Raw genomic sequence first — 18958 nt, 5'->3', positions numbered from 1 at the left:
TCGATTTATGAACGATCCCTTCGCGAGGCTTCCTGAGGTGGCCTCCTTCACCGTCACCAGTGCTTCTGTCGCCGACGGCGCCGCCTGGTCACCCGAACAGCTGGCCGGGAAGGACGTCTCACCGCAGCTGAGCTGGAGCGGTGCTCCGCGTGGCACCAAGAGCTACGCCGTCACCGTCTACGACCCCGACGCGCCGACCGGCTCCGGTTTCTGGCACTGGGCGGTCGCCGACATCCCCGCCGCCGTCACGGAACTGCCCGAAGGCGCCGGTGACGACGCCGGCTCCGGGCTGCCCGAAGGCGCCATCCAGGTACCCAACGACGCCCGTCTCGCCCGCTTCCTCGGTGCGGCGCCGCCCGCCGGGCACGGCGTGCACCGCTATTTCGTCGTGGTGCACGCCCTCGACGTCGAGTCGCTCGGCGTCCCGGCGGACTGCACGCCCGCCTTTCTCGGCTTCACCATGGCCTCGCATGTTCTCGGTCGCGCGGTCCTGGTCGCCACGTCGGAAACCCCTGGCCCCGAACGCATCGAGGTCTCCCGGCTCGTCCCCGCCTCCGCGGACGCGATCTTCGCGGTCTTGAGCGATCCGCAGGGACATGTCGACATCGACGCGTCGGGAATGCTCATCGACGCGGAAGGCGATCCGGTCGAGCGGGCGGGCGACCGGTTCGTGGTCCACATGGACCGGGAAGCGCTCGGGGACGTGCCCTTAGGCAAGTACGACGTCGAGGTCGTCATCACCACGCTCGTTCCTGGCGAGGAGATCGCCTGGACCGTGGAGGGCCGGATCCGGCCGCATGCCCGGCACATCTACGGCTACCGGCTGGAGCCCGCCGAGGGCGGCACCCTCGTCACGTCGTACTACGACTGGTCGGAGGTGAGCGAGGAGTGGAAGAACCGCATCACCTTCCCGGTGGTTCCCGAGTCCTCGCTCAAGGCCACGCTCGGGATTCTCGAGCGGACCGTGCGGCGTCGAGGCGATTCACCCACGCGCTGACGCCGAACACGACAGAATGTCCCGGTGCGGAACATCCTCGTAGCGATCGCCCTCGTCCTGCTCGGTGTCACCGGTTGCCAGGGCGGGGTTTCCGGTCAAGCCGAACCCGAAGGCGACAGTTTCGCGATCAAGGACGGGTCGCGGCTGCGGTTCCGTCCGGTCCTGGCGGAACTCCCGCCCGGCCCGGCGACGGGCGCGGCGACCGACCGCCAGAGCACGGATCCCGCCGCACAGCAGGCCGCCGCGGCGGCGTTGGACTGTTCGGAGGGGCAGGATCCGCTGGACGGCCGCGACGACCCGGCGCTCCCGCTGGTCAGCTGCGACCGTGTGCAGGGCACGAAATACCTGCTCGGCCCGGCGTTCCTCACCGGAGCCGACCTCAGCCGGGCGAACGCTCGCCTCGACACACAATCCGGGGGTCCGCTCATCGGGCTCAGCTTCACCGACGCGGGCGCGCGGACATGGGCCGACTGGACCGCGGCGAACGTCGGCAAGCAGGTCGCGATGGTGCTGAAGAGCCGGGTGCTGACCGCGCCGTCGATCCAGTCGGCCATCACCGGCGGGGAAACCCAGATCACCGGCAAGTTCACCATGGACGACGCGCGTCGGCTGGCGCGCGACATCGCCGGCGGCTGAGCCCGCGGAATACGATCACCGCACCCGACGTTTGAGCGTTCAACTACTTGAGGAGTTGGACATGGGTTACGAGATCCTGGGCACCCCGCAGGCGCCGACCTTCGGCCTGGACACGTTCGGCGACGTCGGGAACGACGCGAACGGCCAGCCGGTGAGCCAGGCCGAAGCCATCCGCGAGGTCGTGGCCGAGGGTGTCCTCGCCGACCAGGTGGGCGTGGACTACTTGGGCGTCGGCGAACACCACCGCGCGGAGATGGCGGTGTCCTCGCCGGACGTCGTGCTGGCCGCGATCGCGGGTCGGACCGAACGGATCCGGCTGGGCACGGCGGTCACGGTGCTCAGCTCGGACGACCCGGTGCGCGTGTACGAGCGGTTCGCCACGCTGGACGCGGTTTCCCGGGGACGCGCGGAGGTCACGCTCGGCCGTGGCTCGTTCACCGAGTCGTTCCCGTTGTTCGGGTACTCGCTCGAGGACTACGAAGCGCTGTTCGCCGAGAAGCTCGACCTGTTCACGCATCTGCAGGAGGAGAAGCCGGTCGACTGGTCCGGGACGGTCCGCCCGGCCCTCGAAGGCGCGCAGGCCTTCCCGGTCACCGAATCCGGCAGCCTGCCCGCGTGGGTCGGCGTCGGCGGCACCCCGCAGTCGGTCGTCCGCGCGGCGGCGTACGGCCTGCCGCTGGTGATGGCGGTGATCGGTGGGTCGCCGGAGCGGTTCACCCCGCTCGCCGACCTGTACCGGCGCGCGCTGAAGGAGGCGGGCCACCAGGAGCTCCCGATCTCGATGCACAGCCCCGGCCACATCGCCGAGACCGACGAACTGGCCGTCTCGCAGCACTTCTCGCACCACCAGGCCGCTTTCGCCAAGATCGGCGCCGAGCGCGGTTGGGGTCCGATGTCCCGGGCCGACTACGACGTCATGGCGGGCCCGCGTGGCGCGCTGTTCGTCGGCTCTCCCGAGACCGTCGCGCGGAAGATCGCCTGGGCGGTGCGGACGCTGGGCCTCTCGCGGTTCCAGCTCAAGTACAGCGTCGGCGCGCTTCCGCACGAGCAGCGCCTGAACTCCATCCGGCTCTACGGCGAGCAGGTCGTCCCGCGGGTGAAGGAACTGCTCGGTTAGGGTCGAAGCCGTGGTGTTCGATTCCGCGCGATTCGACCTTCAGCCCTACCTCGGTTTCGACATGGCCCGCTATGTCCGGCGGACCTATTGCAGCTGGGAGGATTCCGGCTGGGAGTCGCTGCTCGTCCAGCGGTTCGAGCACGTTCCCGTCGCGGAGGACATGCGCCTGCCGGCCGTCGCGGATCTGCATCTGGTCCTGCCGCTTTCGGGGCGGGCGGTGATGGAGACCCGCGGCGAAGGCCGGTGGAACCGGCACGAATGGGGGCCGGGACGGCTCGAACTCGCCGTTCCCGGCAAGCCCCTGCGGCGCCGCTATCGCGGGGACGAAGCGATGCGCAGCCTGCAGGTGCACATCCCGGGCACGACGGTGGAATCGGTCGCCGCGCGGCTCGGCGGCCGCGCGGTGGACCACGAGGCGATGGCGGCGTCCGTGGCCGAGGGTGATCCGCTGCTCGACGAGCTGGTCCGGGCGGTCGGGAACGCGAGCGAGGACGACGACCTCTACGCCGAATCCGCGGCCGCCTTCCTCACCGTGCACCTGCTCACCCGGCATGCGCGGAAGCCGGGCCCGCCAAGCGCTGGCCGGGAGGACGACCGGGTCCGCGCGGCCGTCGCGATGATGCGTGACCGCCTGGCCGATCCGCTCAGCGTCGCCGAAATCGCCGGCGAGGTACATCTGAGCGTCTACCACTTCATCCGGGTCTTCAAGGAGAAGACCGGTGAGACACCGCACCGTTTCCTCGGCGGGCTCCGGATCGAGGAGGCGCGAAGGCTGTTGCGGGGCACCGATCTCCCGATCGCCGCCATCGCGGGAAGGTGCGGGTTCGCCACCCCCGGCGCCCTGTCGGCCGCTTTCCTGAAGCACACCGGATCGCGGCCCTCGGAGTACCGCAATTCCTGATCACCGCGGCGCAATCCGGCGCATGGTGGCCCCGCCCGGCCGTTCCTAGGGTGATCCTTGTGAGTGGAACGCAGTCGTACGACGTCACCGCCGAATCGTCCGCACCGCCCGCCGCGGTGTGGGCCCTGTTGCTGGACGCCCGCAGCTGGCCGGTCTGGTCACGGGTCGGTTCCTTGGAAGTCGCCGCGTCACAAGGGCTTTCCGCCGATGGCCGGGACGAGGTCGGCGCGGTTCGCGCCTTCCGGACCGGCAAGACGGTCACCAAGGAGCGGATCACCGCCCTCGACCCGGAGCGCCGGTTCGCCTACGAGGGCGTGGACGTTCCGGTGATGCTGGACTATCAGGCCTCGGTCGATCTCTGCGAAACGCCCGGTGGGGGAACGCGGATCCGTTGGCACGGAACGTATCGCGTGGGCAAGGGGAGCGCGTGGATCTTCCGGTGGTACCTCCGCCGCTTCATGCGCGACATGGCGACCGGGCTCGCCGGTCACGCCGGCGGCCCGGTCCGGAGGCCATGACGGGGGATCAGTGCCGATGGGCGGCTTCGCGGTGGAAGCCCGCGATCATCGCTTCGGTGCTCGGCGGGTTGAACGGCTGGCCGAGGGTGCGCATGAGCGAGTTCACGCTGGGGCGGTACATCCCGGTCTTGCAGTAGCGGGAACCCTCGAAGACACCGACCGTGCCGCCGTCGGGAGAAGGCTTGCCGAGCCACTTGTACCACTTGGCTTGGCGGTCCTTCATCTGCTGGGCCGTGAGCGCGGAAGCGTTGGGCTCCCGGGGTTCCCGGGTGTCGCAAGTGCCGTAGTCGTACTCGTCGGCCAGCCCGCCGATGGAGTGCCCGAGTTCGTGGGCGACGATCTGGCTGGCCTGGATGTTGCCGCCGGAAGACGTCGCGACCCCACCGCCCGCGCCGCCGTACTTCGTGGTGTTCGCCAGCATGATGACCTGATCGACGTCCGGCGCCGCCGCGGCGTACTGGTTCGCCTTGGTTTCGTTGACGCACAACAGCCGTTCGATGCCGCCGCACCAGAAGTACGAGCCCAGCGCGGTGTTGCGCCGGATGCCCTGGGTCGGGTCGTTCGTGATGCCCGACTGGGGCGAGACGACGTCGACCTGCCAGAGGTTGAACTGCTTGCGGTAGCTCTTGTACGGCTCGATGGCGAACAGCGCCGCGATACTGGAGCGGACGTGCTGTGAGTACGTGCCCAGCTGGGTGGAGGTGTAGCCGTCACCGACGAAGACCAGGTCGAAGGTGGTCTCGCTGGGACCGTTGGTCTCGATCGGGGTCACCGCGGCGGCGGCCGCGATCTGCTGCGGCGCGGCCGCCCGGTCCGAAGCGGGCCGGGTGACGTCCACCCGGGTGATGGTTCCTCCGGGCTCGAAGGCCTCCATCGACGTCGTGAATCGGGGAGCCGCCGACGCCGTCGCGGGAACGAGCCCGGCGACGAGGACGGCGGTCAGCGCGACCATGAGGCAGGCGCGTCGCATGCGTACTCCTTGCGGGGAAGGGAGAGAGGGGAGTACGAAAAACGATCCCGACTTTCGACGGCTTCCGGCACATCCCAAGTGGCCATAAGGTCCGCGTGATGGACGTCGAGTTACGTCATCTGCGAGTGGTGTGCGCCGTCGCCGACGCGGGCAGCATCACGCGTGCGGCGATCGGGATCGGGAGCACCCAGCCCGCGCTGACCGCCGCCGTGCAACGGATCGAGCGCGCGTTCGGGGGAACCTTGTTCGTCCGGGGGCGCGACGGCGTCTTCCCGACGGCGTTCGGCGAATGCGTCCTCGTCCGCGCCCGTGCCGTCCTCGCCGCGGCGGACACGATGCACCGGGACGCCGCGCGTTTCCTGACGGAAGGCGAGAAACGTCCTGTCGCGCTGGGTGGGATCGGCGGGTCCATGGTCGTCGAGCTGGCGGACCGGCTCGGGGATTCCGGCCGGGGACAAGCGGTTTCGGTGACCACCGAGTTCTCGCCGTTGCGGCTGCTGGATCTCGTGGCCGGCGGGCAACTCGACGCCGCGGTCGTCGCCGACTATCCGGGCCATCTCCTGCCGTCGGCGCCAGGTGTGGCGTCGCGGCCGCTGGCCACGCAACCGGTGTTCGTGGCGATCGCCGCGGACCATCCCGCGGCCCGCCGCGCCGAGATCGACCTCGCCGAGCTCGCCGGGGAACGGTGGGTGCTCGGGCCGTCCGACGGTGCCGGATGGCCGGAGTGCTTCGAAGAAGCCTGTGCCCGTGCGGGATTCCGGCCGCAGGTCGCGCATCGGAGCACGGAATTGCGCCCGCTGCAACGCCTGATCGCGGCGGGGCGGGCGATTTCCCCGTGCCAGGTCACCTTTCCCTCGTCACCCGGGATCGCGATCCGGCCCCTCGCGGGGGATCCGCTGTGGATGCGGTATCTGATCGCGTGGAACGCGGACGGCGCCTTCGGCGGGGACACCGACGCCTTGATCGCGGCGGCCGAGGCGGCTTACCGCTCCGATACCGAAACCAGCCTCCCCTATCGCCACTGGCTCGCCCGCCGCGCGGGACCGGTCAACGGCAGACGTGCCATCGGGTGACACCTGGTCGGGGAATTCCCCTTGTCGGGCAAAGGGTCCTAGCCTCGGATCACCTCATCGACGAAGGGTAAGAAATTGCGTCTGCGCGCCCTGCTGGCCGCTGCTGTCCTGACCATCACCACCGCTCCGGCCGCGCTCGCCGCGCCGGACGTCGCCCACGGCACCGATGTCCCACCGGGGCGGTTCGGGTTCGTCGCGAAGATCGCGATGACGAAGATCCCACGTCCCGACGGTTCGACCTACGGCAGCTACTGCACGGGCGCGCTGATCGCGCCCAGCTGGGTCGTCACCACGGGGCACTGCTTCCACGACGCGCACCGCAAGCGGGTCGCGGGCAAGACGCCGTATCCGACGATGGTGACGTTGGGCCTGGTCGACGAGGCGGTCGAATCGGGTGTGGCCCGCAAGGCGACCGAAGTGCTGCAGGCGAAGGAAAACGATGTCGCCCTCATCAAGCTGGACACCCCGGTGACGACGGTGTCCCCGTTGAAGGTGAGCAGAGTGCTCCCGAAGGTCGGCCAGCAGCTGACCTTGGCGGGCTGGGGGAGCCTGACCGCCACGAATCCCGCTCCGGCCACCCGGATGCAGCAAGGCACCGTGCAGGTGGCGACGGTGGCACCGACGACGATCGGCGTCCGCGGCGCCGCGCCGTCGATCACGACCAGTGCCTGCACGTACGACTCGGGGGCGCCGTACTTCCTCGCCGAGGGCGCGGGTGGCGCGTTGGTCTCGCTGGAGGCCACCGGGCCGGCTTGCCCGCACGCCGGGATCGAGACGACCTCCCGCGCGGACGTCATCGCGGACTGGATCGCCACCCATACGGGCTAACGGACCGTTTCGGCCGGTGGCGCATCGGGTAGGTGGCGTGATCAGGAGGTATGTGCGATGACGAATCCTCGAACGACCGCCCCTCCGGCGCCGCCGGACCCCATGCCGCCGGACCCGGGTATTCCCGAACCGGTGCCTGATACGGGCAAGCCGGAACCGGTCCCGGACCCCGGGGTACCCGAACGGGTCCCCGCTCCGGCGCCGGACCGCCCGCTGCCGGAACCCGAGAGCCCGCCGGAATCCCAGCCGGGACCGGCGGGTCTCAGAGGGTGAACGCGAGCCAGAGCGCGAGCCAGGCGCAGGCCGCGATCGCGACGACGACCGCGAACACCCGCAGGCCGGCGGTGGCGATCCGGAGCGACGCCGTGCCGGTGTGGTGTCGGTGATTCCCCATGATTCCGCCCTCCTTCCAAGATCACCATCCGCTCCCGGCGCGCCCGGCGCAGCGGGGAAGGTCCATCCGGGTGACCCCGGCCGGGTGAGTGATACCCGCATTCAGAGGACGAAATGCGGGGGTTTCAGAGCCAGTTGTTGTGCGTGGCGAAGACGCCCAGCTGGAACCGGCTGGAGACGCCGGCGCGGTCCATCAGGGTTTCGAGATAGCGGAACAGGGTGCGTCTGCTGACACCGAGTTCGGCGGCGATCTCGTCGTCCTTGCGCCCGGCGGCGAGCAGGATCAGCAGCTCCCGCTCGACCGGCCGGATCGGTTGCCCGGACGTCCGGCCACGCCGGTCGATCGGGAGCGCGGCCGCCCAGGACGTCTCGAACAGTCCCTCCAGCGCGGAGAAAAGGCTGCAGGGGCGCACGATGACGATGGACTGGTTGCGATCGGCCTCACGGATGGTCAGCGCGATGGTGGCCGCACGGTCGTCGAACAGCGTCAGTTTGACCGGGAGTTCGGGCAGCAGACGGGCCTGCTCACCGGCTCGCAGGCACGGCAGGATGTTCGCGGCCAGATAGCCGGGATCGCCGAACGACGCTCCACTGTAGACACAGCGGTAACCGATCCCGCGCCGCAGTTGCTCCTCCTCCAGGAGATTCCGGCGGCCACCGGTGAAATAGGGCGGGGAATCGAGACGGCGCACCTGATGCCGCACCGTGGTCGCGAGATGCTGCAGCCGGGGGATGATGGCGTCGCCGGTGACCACTTCGAGCAGGTCCTGCGCGTTCGGCATCCCCGCGTGCGCCCGCCTGAACGCGCGGTACGCGGTCTGGACCGCGAGCCGCGCGTCGTGCAGTTCGGCCTGTCTTCGCGTGGTCAGCGCGGTGAGCGCCTCGCTGGGGTTCGCCGGGACGTACTCGTCTCCGTCCACTCCGGACGGCACCGCGAGACCGGCGTCGGCCAGTTCCTTCAGCGCCAGCTCGACGTTCTCCGCGTCGTCCTCCCGCCAGGCCAGCTCCGCGGCGGTGACGGGCGCGCTTTCGAGCATCCGCCGGTAGATCCGGGCGGCGGTTTCGCCGAGGCCCAGCCTGCCCAGTTGCGGGCCGAGCCCGTCCGGAGTCGCCGATGCCACTTCCTAGACGCCCGAGGTGTTCCGGATCCAGGTGCGGTTCGCCGAGATGCTGGTGTGCGTCGAGCTGTCCACCTTGTTGCCCGCGATGTGCACGCCGACCTGCTTGCCGCCGACGAAGACCGGCCCGCCCGAGTCGCCGCCGTTGGTCAGCCCGTTGCCCCGGCGGGCCTTGATCAGTCCATTCCCGACACTGGTCACCGTCATCCGGGCGACCTTGAGGTAACGCTGCAGATCGCCGTCTTCGTTGTAACCCCAGCCATAAACGTATTCGGTGTCGCCGACCGCGACGGAGGTGCCGAGGGACGCGTACGTCGTGGTCACGGAACGGTCCAGTTTCAACAGTGCGATGTCGGCGCCGCTGGACGGCGTGTAGATGTCGGCCACCACCGCGTACGTGCCGGCCTGGTGGTCGACGTCGCCCACCCGGACGGAGTATCCGGCGCCGGGTTCGTCGATGCAGTGCTGGGCGGTGAGCACCCAGCGGGCGCTGATGATCGAACCGGAGCACCACTGCTCGCCGTTCTGCTCGATCATGGCCGCCCACGGGCCGGACTGGGCGTATTCGCCGTCGATGATGGGGGCCGCGACGGCGGCGGGCGCGACCGTCGTGAGACCGGCCGCGCAGAGCAGTGCGGTGAGGAGACCTCGGATACGCATGGGTGCCTTCCAATGCAGGGGAATCAGGGAAATCGACGGGTCACCCGTTCACGGCCACGGCGGATCGCCGGGGATCGCCCGGCCGGATCCGATACCGGTTTTCCCATGCTAGGCAAGCGGATACGGCGGTTGATAGCGACTAAAGACGGGAGAAGACCGCGGCGGGCGGCGCGGGACCCGGGCTTTCGGCACTCGTGTGCCGGTGGCACCGATGTGCCAGGGAAGGGTTCTTTGGGTACGAGGTCGCCACTCACGCGGCGGTCGGGCGGCTGAGGTACATGAAGGCCCCCTTCCTGTACCTAGGCGCAAGGATGGGGGCCTTCATGTACTTGGGAAGGTGTGAAGGTCGAGTTTCCTCGGCTGAGCCGGGGGAAGGGGGCCTTCACGCGCAACCCGCCGTGTTTGGATTCGTTGATGAAGGATTTGGGACAGTGAACGTCCCAAATCCTTCATGGACAGGGCTCGACCCGGTCTGGTACGGAGCGAATCCCCTCACGTACAGGTCAGACGTAGATCAACGAATACCCGGTCGACTAGCGACGTCGGCGGCGCTCGGACGGCCGCGGATCGAGCAGTTCCTCGGCGAGCAGGATGGCCCGGTCCGAAAGTGTGACGGACAGCCGCTCCACCGACTCGCCGATCCGGCCCGCTTCCCGGCGCACGCCCTCGCCCACAGGTTTGCTGTGCCGATCGGCGAGGCCCGCGAGCCTGCTCCCCGAGACCAGCACCAGATCGGCGAGCCGCTCGCCCAGTTCGGTCAGCCGGTTCGCCGTCCTGCCCGCGCGGCGCGCCACGAGATCTTCGGTCTCCCGTCGCAGCTCACGGACCGCGGACCTCGACTCGGTCGTCGTGCCGGTGAGTGCCGACCTCAAGGTTTTCGTCACGTCCATCAGGGTTCGACCTCCACGCGGCTCGCCTGCGTTGAGTGTACAACTGTGCACCGTTTCTGGGGAATACGTGACCACGCCTTCCTGTGTTCCCTCGTATTCGGAGAACAAGTGTGTCGGTCAAGAGGTCAATACTGACCGGTGAACACATGTCGCAAAATTTCGGAAACAAGTCAACTTCTTGCATTTTGTCTCCGAGTTGTTGCATGCTCGTACGGCTCTGGCTCCCTCCCCGCCGTCTCAAAGAAGAGAAGACGCCATGACACGTATGCGCCTGTCCCGGATAGTCGCCGGTTTCCTGGTCGCCGGGCTTTCCGTCGCCGGACTCTCCTTCGCCTCCGCCGCGAGCGGGCCACCCGATCCCGCCGCCCCACCCGGTCCGGCGGCGCTCGCCGAAGTGCCGTTGACCCGCACGGTGTCGGCGAGCAGCGCGTTGCCCGGTTATCCCGTCGCGAACGCCGTCGACGGAAACCGGGAGAGCTACTGGGAATCCGCCAACAACGCGTTTCCTCAATGGATCCAGGCCGACCTCGGAGCGGCCAAAACCCTGTCGCGGATCGTGCTGAAACTGCCGTCCGGCTGGGAATCCCGCACTCAGACGCTCGCCGTGCGCGGAAGTACCGACGGCGCGGCGTTCACCGACCTCGCCGCGCCGACCGGTTACGCGTTCGAGTCGGGGACCAACACCGTCACGATTCCGATGACCGCGTCGGCCCGCTACGTCCGGCTGCAGGTCACCGCGAACACGCGCTGGCCCGCGGCGCAGCTTGCGGAATTCGAGCTGTACGGACCGGACACCGGTGACACCCAGGCGCCGAGCGCGCCCGCGAATCTCGCGCTGACCGAGCCCGCCGCCGGTCAGATCCGGCTGACCTGGGCGGCCTCGGCGGACAACGTCGGGGTCACCGGGTACACCGTCTACCGCGACGGCACGCCGGTCACGACGATCACCGGCACCACGTTCACCGAATCCCGGCCCGCCGGGACCCGGGTCGAGTACTTCGTGCGCGCCAAGGACGCGGCGGGCAACGAGTCCGGCGACAGCAACCACGTCGTGCGCTCCGGGACGAGCGCGGGCGCGAACCTGGCGGCGGGCAAACCGATCGAGGCCACCTCGGCGGTCCACTCGTTCGTCCCCGCCAACGCCAACGACAACAACACCGCCACGTACTGGGAGTCCGCCGCGGGCTATCCGAACTCGCTGACGGTGAAGCTCGGCGTCGACGCGGAGGTCGACTCGGTCGTGGTGAAGCTCAATCCGGACGCGATCTGGGGCGCGCGGACGCAGAACTTCGAGATCCTCGGCCGCGCGCAGGGTGCGACCGCGTTCACCTCTCTTTCAGCACGGGCTGATCACCGCTTCGACCCGGCCACCAACCAGAACTCGGTGGTCGTACCGGTCAGCGGACGCGCTTCGGACGTGCGCCTGCAGTTCTTCGCCAACTCCGGAGCGCCCGGCGGTCAGGTCGCGGAATTCCAGGTGATCGGCACGCCCGCGCCGAATCCGGACCTCGTCGTCACCGGCACGACGTGGACGCCGTCGAATCCGACGGAGACCAGCCAACTCGCCGTTTCGGCGACGGTGAAGAACACCGGCACCGCGAACGCGGCCGCCACGACCGTGAACGTCAGCCTCGGTGGCACCGTCGTCGGCGAAGCCGCGGTCGGGGCACTCGCCGCCGGCGCGTCCACGACGGTGACCGTCGACGCGGGAACGCGTCCACAGGGGACGTACACCGTGGCCGCGACCGCGGACCCGGCGGGCACGGTGGCCGAGCAGAACGAAACCAACAACACCTACACGTCGCCGACCGCGCTGGTCGTCGCGCAGGCGCCGGGGCCGGATCTCGAGGTCACCGGCATCACGTCGAACCCGCCCAACCCGGCGGCGGGTTCGGCCGTGTCCTTCACCGTCGCGGTGCACAACCGCGGCACGAGCCGCGCGGACGCTTCGGTGACGCGGCTGGCCGTCGGCGGCACCACGCTGACCGGCACCACCGGTGCGATCGAGGCGGGGGCCACCGCGAACGTCGCGATCGCGGGCACCTGGACCGCCGCCGACGGTGGCGCGACCCTGACCGCGACGGCCGACGCGACCGGCACGGTCACGGAGACCAACGAGTCCAACAACAGCCTCTCGCGGGCGATCGTCGTGGGCCGCGGCGCGGCCGTCCCGTACGTCGAGTACGAGGCGGAAGCCGCGCAGTACCAAGGACAACTGCTGGAAACCGACCCGTTGCGCACCTTCGGCCACACGAACTTCGCGACCGAGTCCTCCGGCCGCAAGTCCGTACGGCTGGCGAATCAGGGGCAGTACGTGGAGTTCACGTCGGCGAACGAGGCGAACTCGATCGTCGTGCGCAACTCCATCCCGGACGCCCCGGGCGGTGGCGGGCAGGACGCGACCCTCAGCCTCTACGTCAACGGGACGTTCGCGCAGAAGCTGACACTGTCGTCGAAGCACAGCTGGCTTTACGGCAGCACCGACGACCCCGAAGGCCTGACCAACACCCCGCAGGCCAACGCGCGGCGCCTGTTCGACGAGTCGCACGCGCTGCTGTCCCGCTCGTATCCGCCGGGCACGAAGTTCAAGCTGCAGCGGGACAGCGGTGACAACGCGGCGTTCTACATCGTCGATCTCATCGACTTGGAGCAGGTCGCCCCGGCGTCGGAGAAGCCCGCGAACTGCACGTCGATCACGGAATACGGCGCCGTGCCGAACGACGGGAACGACGATTCGGCGGCGATCCAGCGCGCGGTGACCGACGACCAGAACGGCGTGATCGCCTGTGTCTGGATCCCGGCGGGGCAGTGGCGGCAGGAGAAGAAGATCCTGACCGACGACCCGAACGTGCCCAACGGCGGCGGCCAGTACAACCAGGTCGGCATCTCCAACGTGACGATCCGGGGCGCCGGGATGTGGCATTCGCAGCTGTACTCGCTGATCGAGCCGCAGAACGCGGGCGGCATCAACCATCCGCACGAGGGCAACTTCGGATTCGACATCGACAAGAACACGCAGATCTCCGACATCGCCATCTTCGGTTCCGGCCGGATCCGGGGTGGTGACGGTGGCGCGGAAGGCGGCGTCGGTCTCAACGGCCGGTTCGGCACCGGCACGAAGATCACGAACGTCTGGATCGAGCACGCCAACGTCGGCGCGTGGGTCGGCCGGGACTACAGCAACGTCCCGGCGCTCTGGGGACCGGGCGACGGCCTCGAGTTCAGCGGTATGCGGATCCGGAACACCTACGCCGACGGCATCAACTTCACCAACGGCACGCGGAATTCGAAGGTGTTCAACTCGTCGTTCCGCACCACCGGTGACGACTCGCTCGCCGTGTGGGCGAACCAGTACGTGAAGGACCCTTCGCAGGACATCGCGCACGACAACGTGTTCGCCAATAACACGATCCAGCTTCCTTGGCGTGCCAACGGGATCGCGGTCTACGGCGGCTACGGCAACAAGATCGAGAACAACATCGTCCACGACACGATGAACTACCCGGGCATCATGCTGGCGACGGATCACGATCCGCTGCCGTTCTCCGGGGAGACGCTCATCGCCAACAACGCCCTGTACCGCTGTGGCGGCGTGTTCTGGGGCGAGCAGCAGGAGTTCGGCGCGATCACGTTCTTCGCGCAGGGCAAGGACATTCCCGGGGTCGTGCTGCGGGACACCGAGATCCACGACTCGACCTACGACGGTGTCCAGTTCAAGACGGGCGGCGGCGTCGTGACCGCGGCTCTCACCAACGTCAAGATCGACAAGTCCAACAACGGTGCGGGCATCCTCGCGATGAGCGGCGCCCGTGGCAGCGCGACCTTGACGAACGTGACGATCAGCGGCTCCGCGAACGGTGATGTCGTCCGTGAGCCGGGGTCGCAGTTCGTGATCAACGGCGCTCAGGTGCCGGCGGTGGTCTCGTCGGGCCGCCGCGGCACCCGGTAAGCGGAATCCGTGCCGGGGGCCGGAGTGGGCGACCACTCCGGCCCCTTGTCACGTCCCGGGGCTCAGCCCCGCCACGGCCAGCCGGAACAGCCGGTCCGCCCTGGTAGCCGGATCCGGGTGGTGCTCGGTGGCCAGGACGATGCCGACGATCAGCGTGATCAGATCCGCGACGGTGACGTCCGGCGGCACCGCGCCGTCCCGCGCGGCCCGCCGCAGGAGCGGTTCCCCGGCGGCCTCGATGGCGGCGGAACAGGAGTTCTCCTGTGCGGGGCCGTCGTAGGAGAGCGCGGCCGCCAGCCCACGGGCGGAGACGCAGTAGACGACGACCTCGTCGAGCCAGGTCAGGAGCGCTTTCCGGCTGTCTTCTTCGCCGGTCAAGGCGGCCGCGCGGGCGCACAACGCGGCGATCCGGCTCGCGGAGACCGCCTCCAGCAGCGCCCGGCGGGTGGGGAAGTGGCGGCGCACGGTCGCCGAGCCGACGTTGGCGGTGCGGGCGATCTGCTCCAGCGAGGCGCCGGAGCCGTGGGCCGCGACCTCTTCCTCGGCCACCGCGAGGATGCGCGCGTAGTTCCGCCGCGCGTCGGCGCGCTGACCGTCGGACATGCCTTCACCTCGGTGTTTGCGTAAGTGGCGGGGCCCGCCATATTGTAGCGGACGATAAGTGGCGGGCCCCGCCACTTAGTCGAGCGAAGGAGTCACCATGTCCGCAGCACCCGTTCTGGTCACCGGCGCCACCGGCAGGCAGGGCGGTGCGACCGCCCGCGCCCTGCTCGCGGCCGGCGTTCCCGTCCGCGCCCTCGTCCGCGATCCGGCCAGGGCGAAAGCCGTCGAAGCGCTCGGCGCCGAGCTCGTCGTCGGCGATCTCCACGACGTCGAGTCCGTGATCCGCGCGGCCAAGGGGGCCCGCGCCGTTTTCTCGGTGCAGATGCCCGGAATGAACGAGGACGGATTCGACTTCGCGGGCGAGGTGACTCAAGGCGTCAACCTCATCGAGGGTGCGAAGGCGGCGGGCGTGCCGCAGTTCGTGCACACCTCCGTCTCGGGAGCCGGTCAGCACGTCGAGGCGGACGGTTGGGCCGAAGGTCGCTGGGCATCGATGGAGCCGACGCTGGGCGCCAAGGCGGCGATCCAGGATCGCCTCCGCGAGGCGGGCTTTCCGCGGTGGACACTGCTCAAGCCGGGTTTCTTCATGGAGAACTTCTTGCCCGACATGAAGTTCCTGTTCCCGCGCGGGGTGGACGGCGGCCTGGTGAGCGTCATCAAGCCCTCGACGTCCCTTTCGCTCGCCGCCGTCGACGACATCGGTGCCGCCGCCGCGGCGGCCATCGCCGAACCGGACCGGTTCGCCGGGGTCGAACTCGAACTCGCGAGCGACTTCCTGACCATGACCGAGATCGCCGAGGTCCTGTCCGGTGCGCTGGGGACGAGGCTGACGGCTCCGAATATGAGCGTCGATCAAGCGGTCGCCGCCGGGATGCCGCCGATGGGCGCTTCGCACGAGTGGCTGAACGTGATCGGTCAGCCGGGGCGCCCGGAATTCGCGCGTGACCTCGGCATCCCGCTCACCGGCTTCGACGGCTGGGCGCGGAAATACCTTGCGTAGCGGGTGATCGTTGAGGCATGAGCATCAAGCCCCTGCTGGACCATCTCGACCGCGAGGATCCCGGAGGCGTCCTCGGGTTGTACCTCTACGGTTCCGCCGCGGCCGGCGGGCTCAAACCGGACAGCGACGTCGATCTGCTGCTGGTCACCCGCCGCTCGCTCGATGAAGAGGAACGCGCCGCTCTGGTGTCGCTGCTGCTGCGGCTTTCGGGCTGGCGTGGCCACGCCGACCGGTTTCCCGACGCGGCAGACCGGCGTCCGATCGAACTGACCGGGATCGTGGCCGGAGGCGAACCGGCTCGCCGGGATTTCCAATACGGGGAATGGCTTCGGGAAGATTTCGTCGAGGGCCGTCTTCCCGGGCCTGCCGAGGATCCCGATGTCGTGATCCTCGCTGCCACGGCCCATGCGGCGCACCGGGTTCTGCGCGGCGCCGCGCTCGCGGAGGTCGTCGATCCGGTGCCGCCGGATCAGCTCCGCGACGCGGCACTCGGCGTCATCCCAGGCCTTCTGTCCGAGATCGAAGGCGACGAACGCAACGTCCTGCTCACGCTCGCGCGCATCGTCGTGACCGTCGAAACGGGACGGATCGTCTCGAAGGACATCGCGGCGGAGATGGTCGACGGTGGTGTGCTGCTGGAACGCGCGCGGGCGGGGTACCTCGGCACGGCTTCCGATGACTGGACCGGGCTTTCGGCGGACGTGGCCTCGCTCGCGAGTGCTCTCGCGGACCGGGCGAGGGGCGTTTGACAAAGCGGAACACTGCTCCGTATGTTTGTGGAACAGTGTTCCGCTTAACTCACGAAGGAAGTTCACATGAATACGCCAGTGATCTCGATCGCCCCGGTGCAGCTGTCCACGCCGGACCGGTCCGTGGACCTGTGCCTGCGGATCTCCGTGCCGGCGACCGGGAACGAGCTGCCGATCATCCTGCTGTCGCACGGCCAGGGACCTTCGAACCATCTCTCGTCGTTGCACGGCTACGCCCCGCTCGTGAATCACTGGGCGGCGCACGGATTCGCCGTCGTCCAGCCGACCCATCTGAGCTCGCGGTCGCTGAACCTGCCGCCCGGCGACCCGGAAGCGCCGCTGTACCAACGGTCCAGGGCCGAGGACATGATCCGGATCCTCGACCGGCTCGACGAGATCGAGGACGCCGTCCCGCTGCTGCGCGGCAGGCTGGACCGGGGGAGGGTCGCGGTCGCCGGGCATTCGATGGGCGGGCACACCGCGAGCCTTCTGCTGGGCGCGCGCTACACCGATCCCCGCAGTGGTGAGGAAGTACGCCTCGCCGATTCGCGGATCTCGGCCGGTGTCCTGCTCGCCGCGCCCGGCCGCGGCGGCGACGCGGTCACCGGATTCGTGGCCGAGAACTATCCGTTCTTCGTCAGTACGGACTTCTCCGCGATGACGACCCCCGCGCTCGTCGTCGCCGGGGACAAGGACGACTCCGGCCATCTGACGGTCCGGGGCCCGGAATGGCACGCCGACCCGTACTTCCTTTCGCCGGGCCGGAAAACGCTGCTGACTCTCTTCGGTGCCGAGCACGGGCTCGGCGGGGTGTCCGGCTACGACGTCGCCGAGACGACGGACGAGAATCCGGATCGAGTGGCCGCGGTGGGGCGTCTCACCTGGGCTTATCTCCGCTCCGAGCTCTACCCGGGAGACACCGCGTGGCGGGCGGCCTGCGAGGAACTGGCGGCGGCGCCGGCTCCGCTGGGCCGGGTCGAGTCGAAGTAGTTCAGCTCACCGGGATCTCCGCCCACACCGTCTTGAATCCCGCGCCGGTGTCCACGCCCCATTCGGTGCTGATCGCCTCGACCAACGCCAGCCCTCGGCCATGCGGACTCGTCGGGTCGGTTTTGATCACCCGGTGCGGCCGCAGCCGAGGGCGGCGGTCGTCGACCTCGACGCGGACGACGTCCCGTCCCGAGGGGACGGAGACCCTGAGTTCGGCGACGCCGTCCGCGTGTTCGTGCGCGTTGGTGACCAGTTCCGTGGTCAGCAGTTCGGTGTCCGCGATGGTGGTGCGTCCGACCTCGCTCAGCCGCTCGCGCAGCCAGGCCCGGACCTCTCCCAGTGGCGGGGCGATGCCGGTGGGGAATTCGTACGTCTGTCGTGTTCTCGTGATACCCACGCGTTCTCCTTAGCGGGTTTCCCAGCTGGGCCAAGAGCATGGGCGCAGCCATGGAGTACCCAAGGAGCGCCGGATTCACACGCGGGCGTCCCCGGCGATCGCGGTGACCCTGATCTCGACCCGCATCTTCGGCGCGCCGAGGGCCGCGACGCCGATCTCGGTCCAGATCGGCGCCCGGTCGCCCATGTGCTCGCGGAACTGCGCCACCATCACGCGGTTGTGGGTCTCGCCGATGAAGCCCGGGATCTCCGGGACGTGGTACGAATCGACGGAGACGACGTCGCGCCAAGTGGCGCCCGCGGTGGCGAGGGTGCGGGCGACGTTCTCGAAGGCCTTGACGATCTCCTCCTCCAAGGATTCCGGGAAGGTCAAGTCGTCGTCCCAACCGCCCTGTCCCGAGATCTCGATGCGATCGCCGACGCGCACCGCCTGGCTGTAACGCATTTCGGTCAGTTGCCGGTCGCCGTAGCCGGGCGTGGCGAAGAACTCCGGCTGGGTCATGGTGGATCCTCTCGTTGACTTCATGCTTGAAGTCAAGCTAGCACGATTTCACTTCACGTGTGAAGTCACGCCGTTCTGGGTAAGGTTCCGTCATGGCCACCCAGGACCCGGACGAAGCGCTGTGGCTGACCCCTGCCGAAAAGGAGGCCTGGACCGGGCTGGTCTCCTTGGTCCTCCTGCTGCCGGGGCGGCTCGAGTCGCCGTTGCAGCACGATGCCGGGTTGACGCTGTTCGAGTATTTGACCCTCAGCCATATTTCGGAGGCCCCGGAGCGGCGGCTGCGGATGAGCGAACTGGCGTACCTCGCCAACGGCTCGCTCTCCCGTCTGTCGAATGTGGTCAAACGCTTCGAGCAACGCGGCTGGGTGGAGCGGACGCCGGACCCCGGCGACGGCCGGTACACCCTCGCCGTGCTCACCGACGACGGCTACGACGTGGTCGTCGCGGCCGCGCCCACGCACGTTCGTTCGGTACGGGAGCTCGTCCTCGACCCGCTGACTTCGGACGATCAGCAGGCGCTGGCCCGGATCGCCGCCAAACTGCGGACGCGGCCCGTCGATCTCGACTAGTGAACCGAAGGGTGAACGTGTCTTGCCGGGCGGAGTGTCCAGGACCAGGGCGGCACCTGCGACCGAACCGCCGCTCCCCGTAGCCGGCCGGGGGCGAAG

The 18958-nt window shown here is 69.0% G+C and carries 20 protein-coding genes; 12 read left to right on the top strand and 8 right to left on the bottom strand.

Annotation, left to right across the window (positions count from 1 at the left end; all coding sequences use genetic code 11):
* Positions 1 to 7: 7 nt before the first annotated feature.
* From AJAP_RS22080 to AJAP_RS22060, 5 genes are all read left to right on the top strand, one after another.
* The gene (locus tag AJAP_RS22080; protein ID WP_038514872.1) at positions 8 to 997 is read left to right on the top strand and encodes a YbhB/YbcL family Raf kinase inhibitor-like protein; all 990 of its coding nucleotides are present in this window, start codon (positions 8 to 10) and stop codon (positions 995 to 997) included.
* A 24-nt stretch (positions 998 to 1021) separates the two neighbouring features.
* Complete coding sequence (locus tag AJAP_RS22075) at positions 1022 to 1633, top strand: SecDF P1 head subdomain-containing protein (RefSeq protein WP_038514869.1); 612 nt, start codon at positions 1022 to 1024, stop codon at positions 1631 to 1633.
* A gap of 61 nt (positions 1634 to 1694) precedes the next feature.
* Entirely contained in the window at positions 1695 to 2750 is a 1056-nt protein-coding gene (locus tag AJAP_RS22070; RefSeq protein WP_038514866.1) for an LLM class flavin-dependent oxidoreductase, read from the top strand.
* A 10-nt stretch (positions 2751 to 2760) separates the two neighbouring features.
* Entirely contained in the window at positions 2761 to 3651 is an 891-nt protein-coding gene (locus AJAP_RS22065; protein ID WP_038514863.1) for an AraC family transcriptional regulator, read from the top strand.
* A 53-nt stretch (positions 3652 to 3704) separates the two neighbouring features.
* Complete coding sequence (locus AJAP_RS22060) at positions 3705 to 4169, top strand: SRPBCC family protein (RefSeq protein WP_148311702.1); 465 nt, start codon at positions 3705 to 3707, stop codon at positions 4167 to 4169.
* A gap of 7 nt (positions 4170 to 4176) precedes the next feature.
* Here AJAP_RS22060 and AJAP_RS22055 read toward each other — a convergent pair whose 3' ends face one another.
* On the bottom strand, positions 4177 to 5139 hold the full coding sequence (locus AJAP_RS22055; protein WP_038514857.1) for a M64 family metallopeptidase: 963 nt from the start codon (positions 5137 to 5139) through the stop codon (positions 4177 to 4179).
* 98 nt (positions 5140 to 5237) lie between these two features.
* Here AJAP_RS22055 and AJAP_RS22050 point away from each other — a divergent pair, with 98 nt between their 5' ends.
* Positions 5238 to 6212: a LysR family transcriptional regulator gene (locus AJAP_RS22050; RefSeq protein ID WP_038514854.1), complete on the top strand. Its 975-nt coding sequence runs from the start codon at positions 5238 to 5240 to the stop codon at positions 6210 to 6212.
* A gap of 75 nt (positions 6213 to 6287) precedes the next feature.
* Positions 6288 to 7040, top strand: a complete 753-nt coding sequence (locus tag AJAP_RS22045) for a S1 family peptidase (RefSeq protein WP_038514851.1) — start codon at positions 6288 to 6290, stop codon at positions 7038 to 7040.
* Between the two features lie 262 nt (positions 7041 to 7302).
* Here AJAP_RS22045 and AJAP_RS45100 read toward each other — a convergent pair whose 3' ends face one another.
* The 4 genes from AJAP_RS45100 to AJAP_RS22030 form a co-directional block, all read right to left on the bottom strand.
* Positions 7303 to 7434: a hypothetical protein gene (locus tag AJAP_RS45100; RefSeq protein ID WP_255355316.1), complete on the bottom strand. Its 132-nt coding sequence runs from the start codon at positions 7432 to 7434 to the stop codon at positions 7303 to 7305.
* 124 nt (positions 7435 to 7558) lie between these two features.
* Positions 7559 to 8554, bottom strand: a complete 996-nt coding sequence (locus AJAP_RS22040) for a helix-turn-helix transcriptional regulator (protein ID WP_038514848.1) — start codon at positions 8552 to 8554, stop codon at positions 7559 to 7561.
* A gap of 3 nt (positions 8555 to 8557) precedes the next feature.
* Positions 8558 to 9211 carry a S1 family peptidase gene (locus AJAP_RS22035; RefSeq protein WP_038514845.1) on the bottom strand — a complete coding sequence of 218 codons (654 nt, stop codon included), beginning with the start codon at positions 9209 to 9211 and terminating at the stop codon, positions 8558 to 8560.
* Positions 9212 to 9744: 533 nt separating this feature from the next.
* Complete coding sequence (locus AJAP_RS22030) at positions 9745 to 10101, bottom strand: hypothetical protein (protein ID WP_038514842.1); 357 nt, start codon at positions 10099 to 10101, stop codon at positions 9745 to 9747.
* 256 nt (positions 10102 to 10357) lie between these two features.
* On the opposite strand from AJAP_RS22030, the gene AJAP_RS22025 reads away from it, so the two are divergent.
* Complete coding sequence (locus AJAP_RS22025; RefSeq protein WP_038514839.1) at positions 10358 to 14050, top strand: CARDB domain-containing protein; 3693 nt, start codon at positions 10358 to 10360, stop codon at positions 14048 to 14050.
* A 48-nt stretch (positions 14051 to 14098) separates the two neighbouring features.
* Here the strand turns inward: AJAP_RS22025 and AJAP_RS22020 are convergent, their stop codons facing one another.
* Positions 14099 to 14653 (bottom strand): TetR/AcrR family transcriptional regulator, encoded by a 555-nt coding sequence (locus AJAP_RS22020; protein WP_038514837.1) that lies wholly within the window; start codon positions 14651 to 14653, stop codon positions 14099 to 14101.
* Between the two features lie 97 nt (positions 14654 to 14750).
* Here AJAP_RS22020 and AJAP_RS22015 point away from each other — a divergent pair, with 97 nt between their 5' ends.
* The 3 genes from AJAP_RS22015 to AJAP_RS22005 all read left to right on the top strand — a co-directional run bounded on the left by AJAP_RS22015 (position 14751) and on the right by AJAP_RS22005 (position 17392).
* Positions 14751 to 15653 carry an NmrA family NAD(P)-binding protein gene (locus AJAP_RS22015; protein WP_038514834.1) on the top strand — a complete coding sequence of 301 codons (903 nt, stop codon included), beginning with the start codon at positions 14751 to 14753 and terminating at the stop codon, positions 15651 to 15653.
* Positions 15654 to 15670: 17 nt separating this feature from the next.
* Positions 15671 to 16402, top strand: a complete 732-nt coding sequence (locus tag AJAP_RS22010) for an aminoglycoside adenylyltransferase domain-containing protein (protein ID WP_051972550.1) — start codon at positions 15671 to 15673, stop codon at positions 16400 to 16402.
* 66 nt (positions 16403 to 16468) lie between these two features.
* Positions 16469 to 17392, top strand: coding sequence for an alpha/beta hydrolase family protein (locus tag AJAP_RS22005; RefSeq protein WP_038514832.1), 924 nt, complete (start codon positions 16469 to 16471; stop codon positions 17390 to 17392).
* 1 nt (position 17393) lies between these two features.
* Here the strand turns inward: AJAP_RS22005 and AJAP_RS22000 are convergent, their stop codons facing one another.
* Together AJAP_RS22000 and AJAP_RS21995 are read right to left on the bottom strand one after the other, a co-directional pair.
* Complete coding sequence (locus tag AJAP_RS22000) at positions 17394 to 17789, bottom strand: ATP-binding protein (protein ID WP_038514829.1); 396 nt, start codon at positions 17787 to 17789, stop codon at positions 17394 to 17396.
* 75 nt (positions 17790 to 17864) lie between these two features.
* On the bottom strand, positions 17865 to 18290 hold the full coding sequence (locus AJAP_RS21995) for a Rid family hydrolase (protein WP_148311544.1): 426 nt from the start codon (positions 18288 to 18290) through the stop codon (positions 17865 to 17867).
* A gap of 92 nt (positions 18291 to 18382) precedes the next feature.
* Here AJAP_RS21995 and AJAP_RS21990 point away from each other — a divergent pair, with 92 nt between their 5' ends.
* Positions 18383 to 18859, top strand: coding sequence for a MarR family winged helix-turn-helix transcriptional regulator (locus tag AJAP_RS21990; protein WP_038514824.1), 477 nt, complete (start codon positions 18383 to 18385; stop codon positions 18857 to 18859).
* The last annotated feature ends 99 nt before the right edge of the window (positions 18860 to 18958 follow it).

Origin of the sequence: Amycolatopsis japonica (genome assembly GCF_000732925.1) — a bacterium.
GTDB lineage: Bacteria > Actinomycetota > Actinomycetes > Mycobacteriales > Pseudonocardiaceae > Amycolatopsis > Amycolatopsis japonica.
The sequence above is the reverse complement of the archived record's forward strand: the minus strand, read 5'-3'. Positions and strand labels throughout refer to the sequence as shown.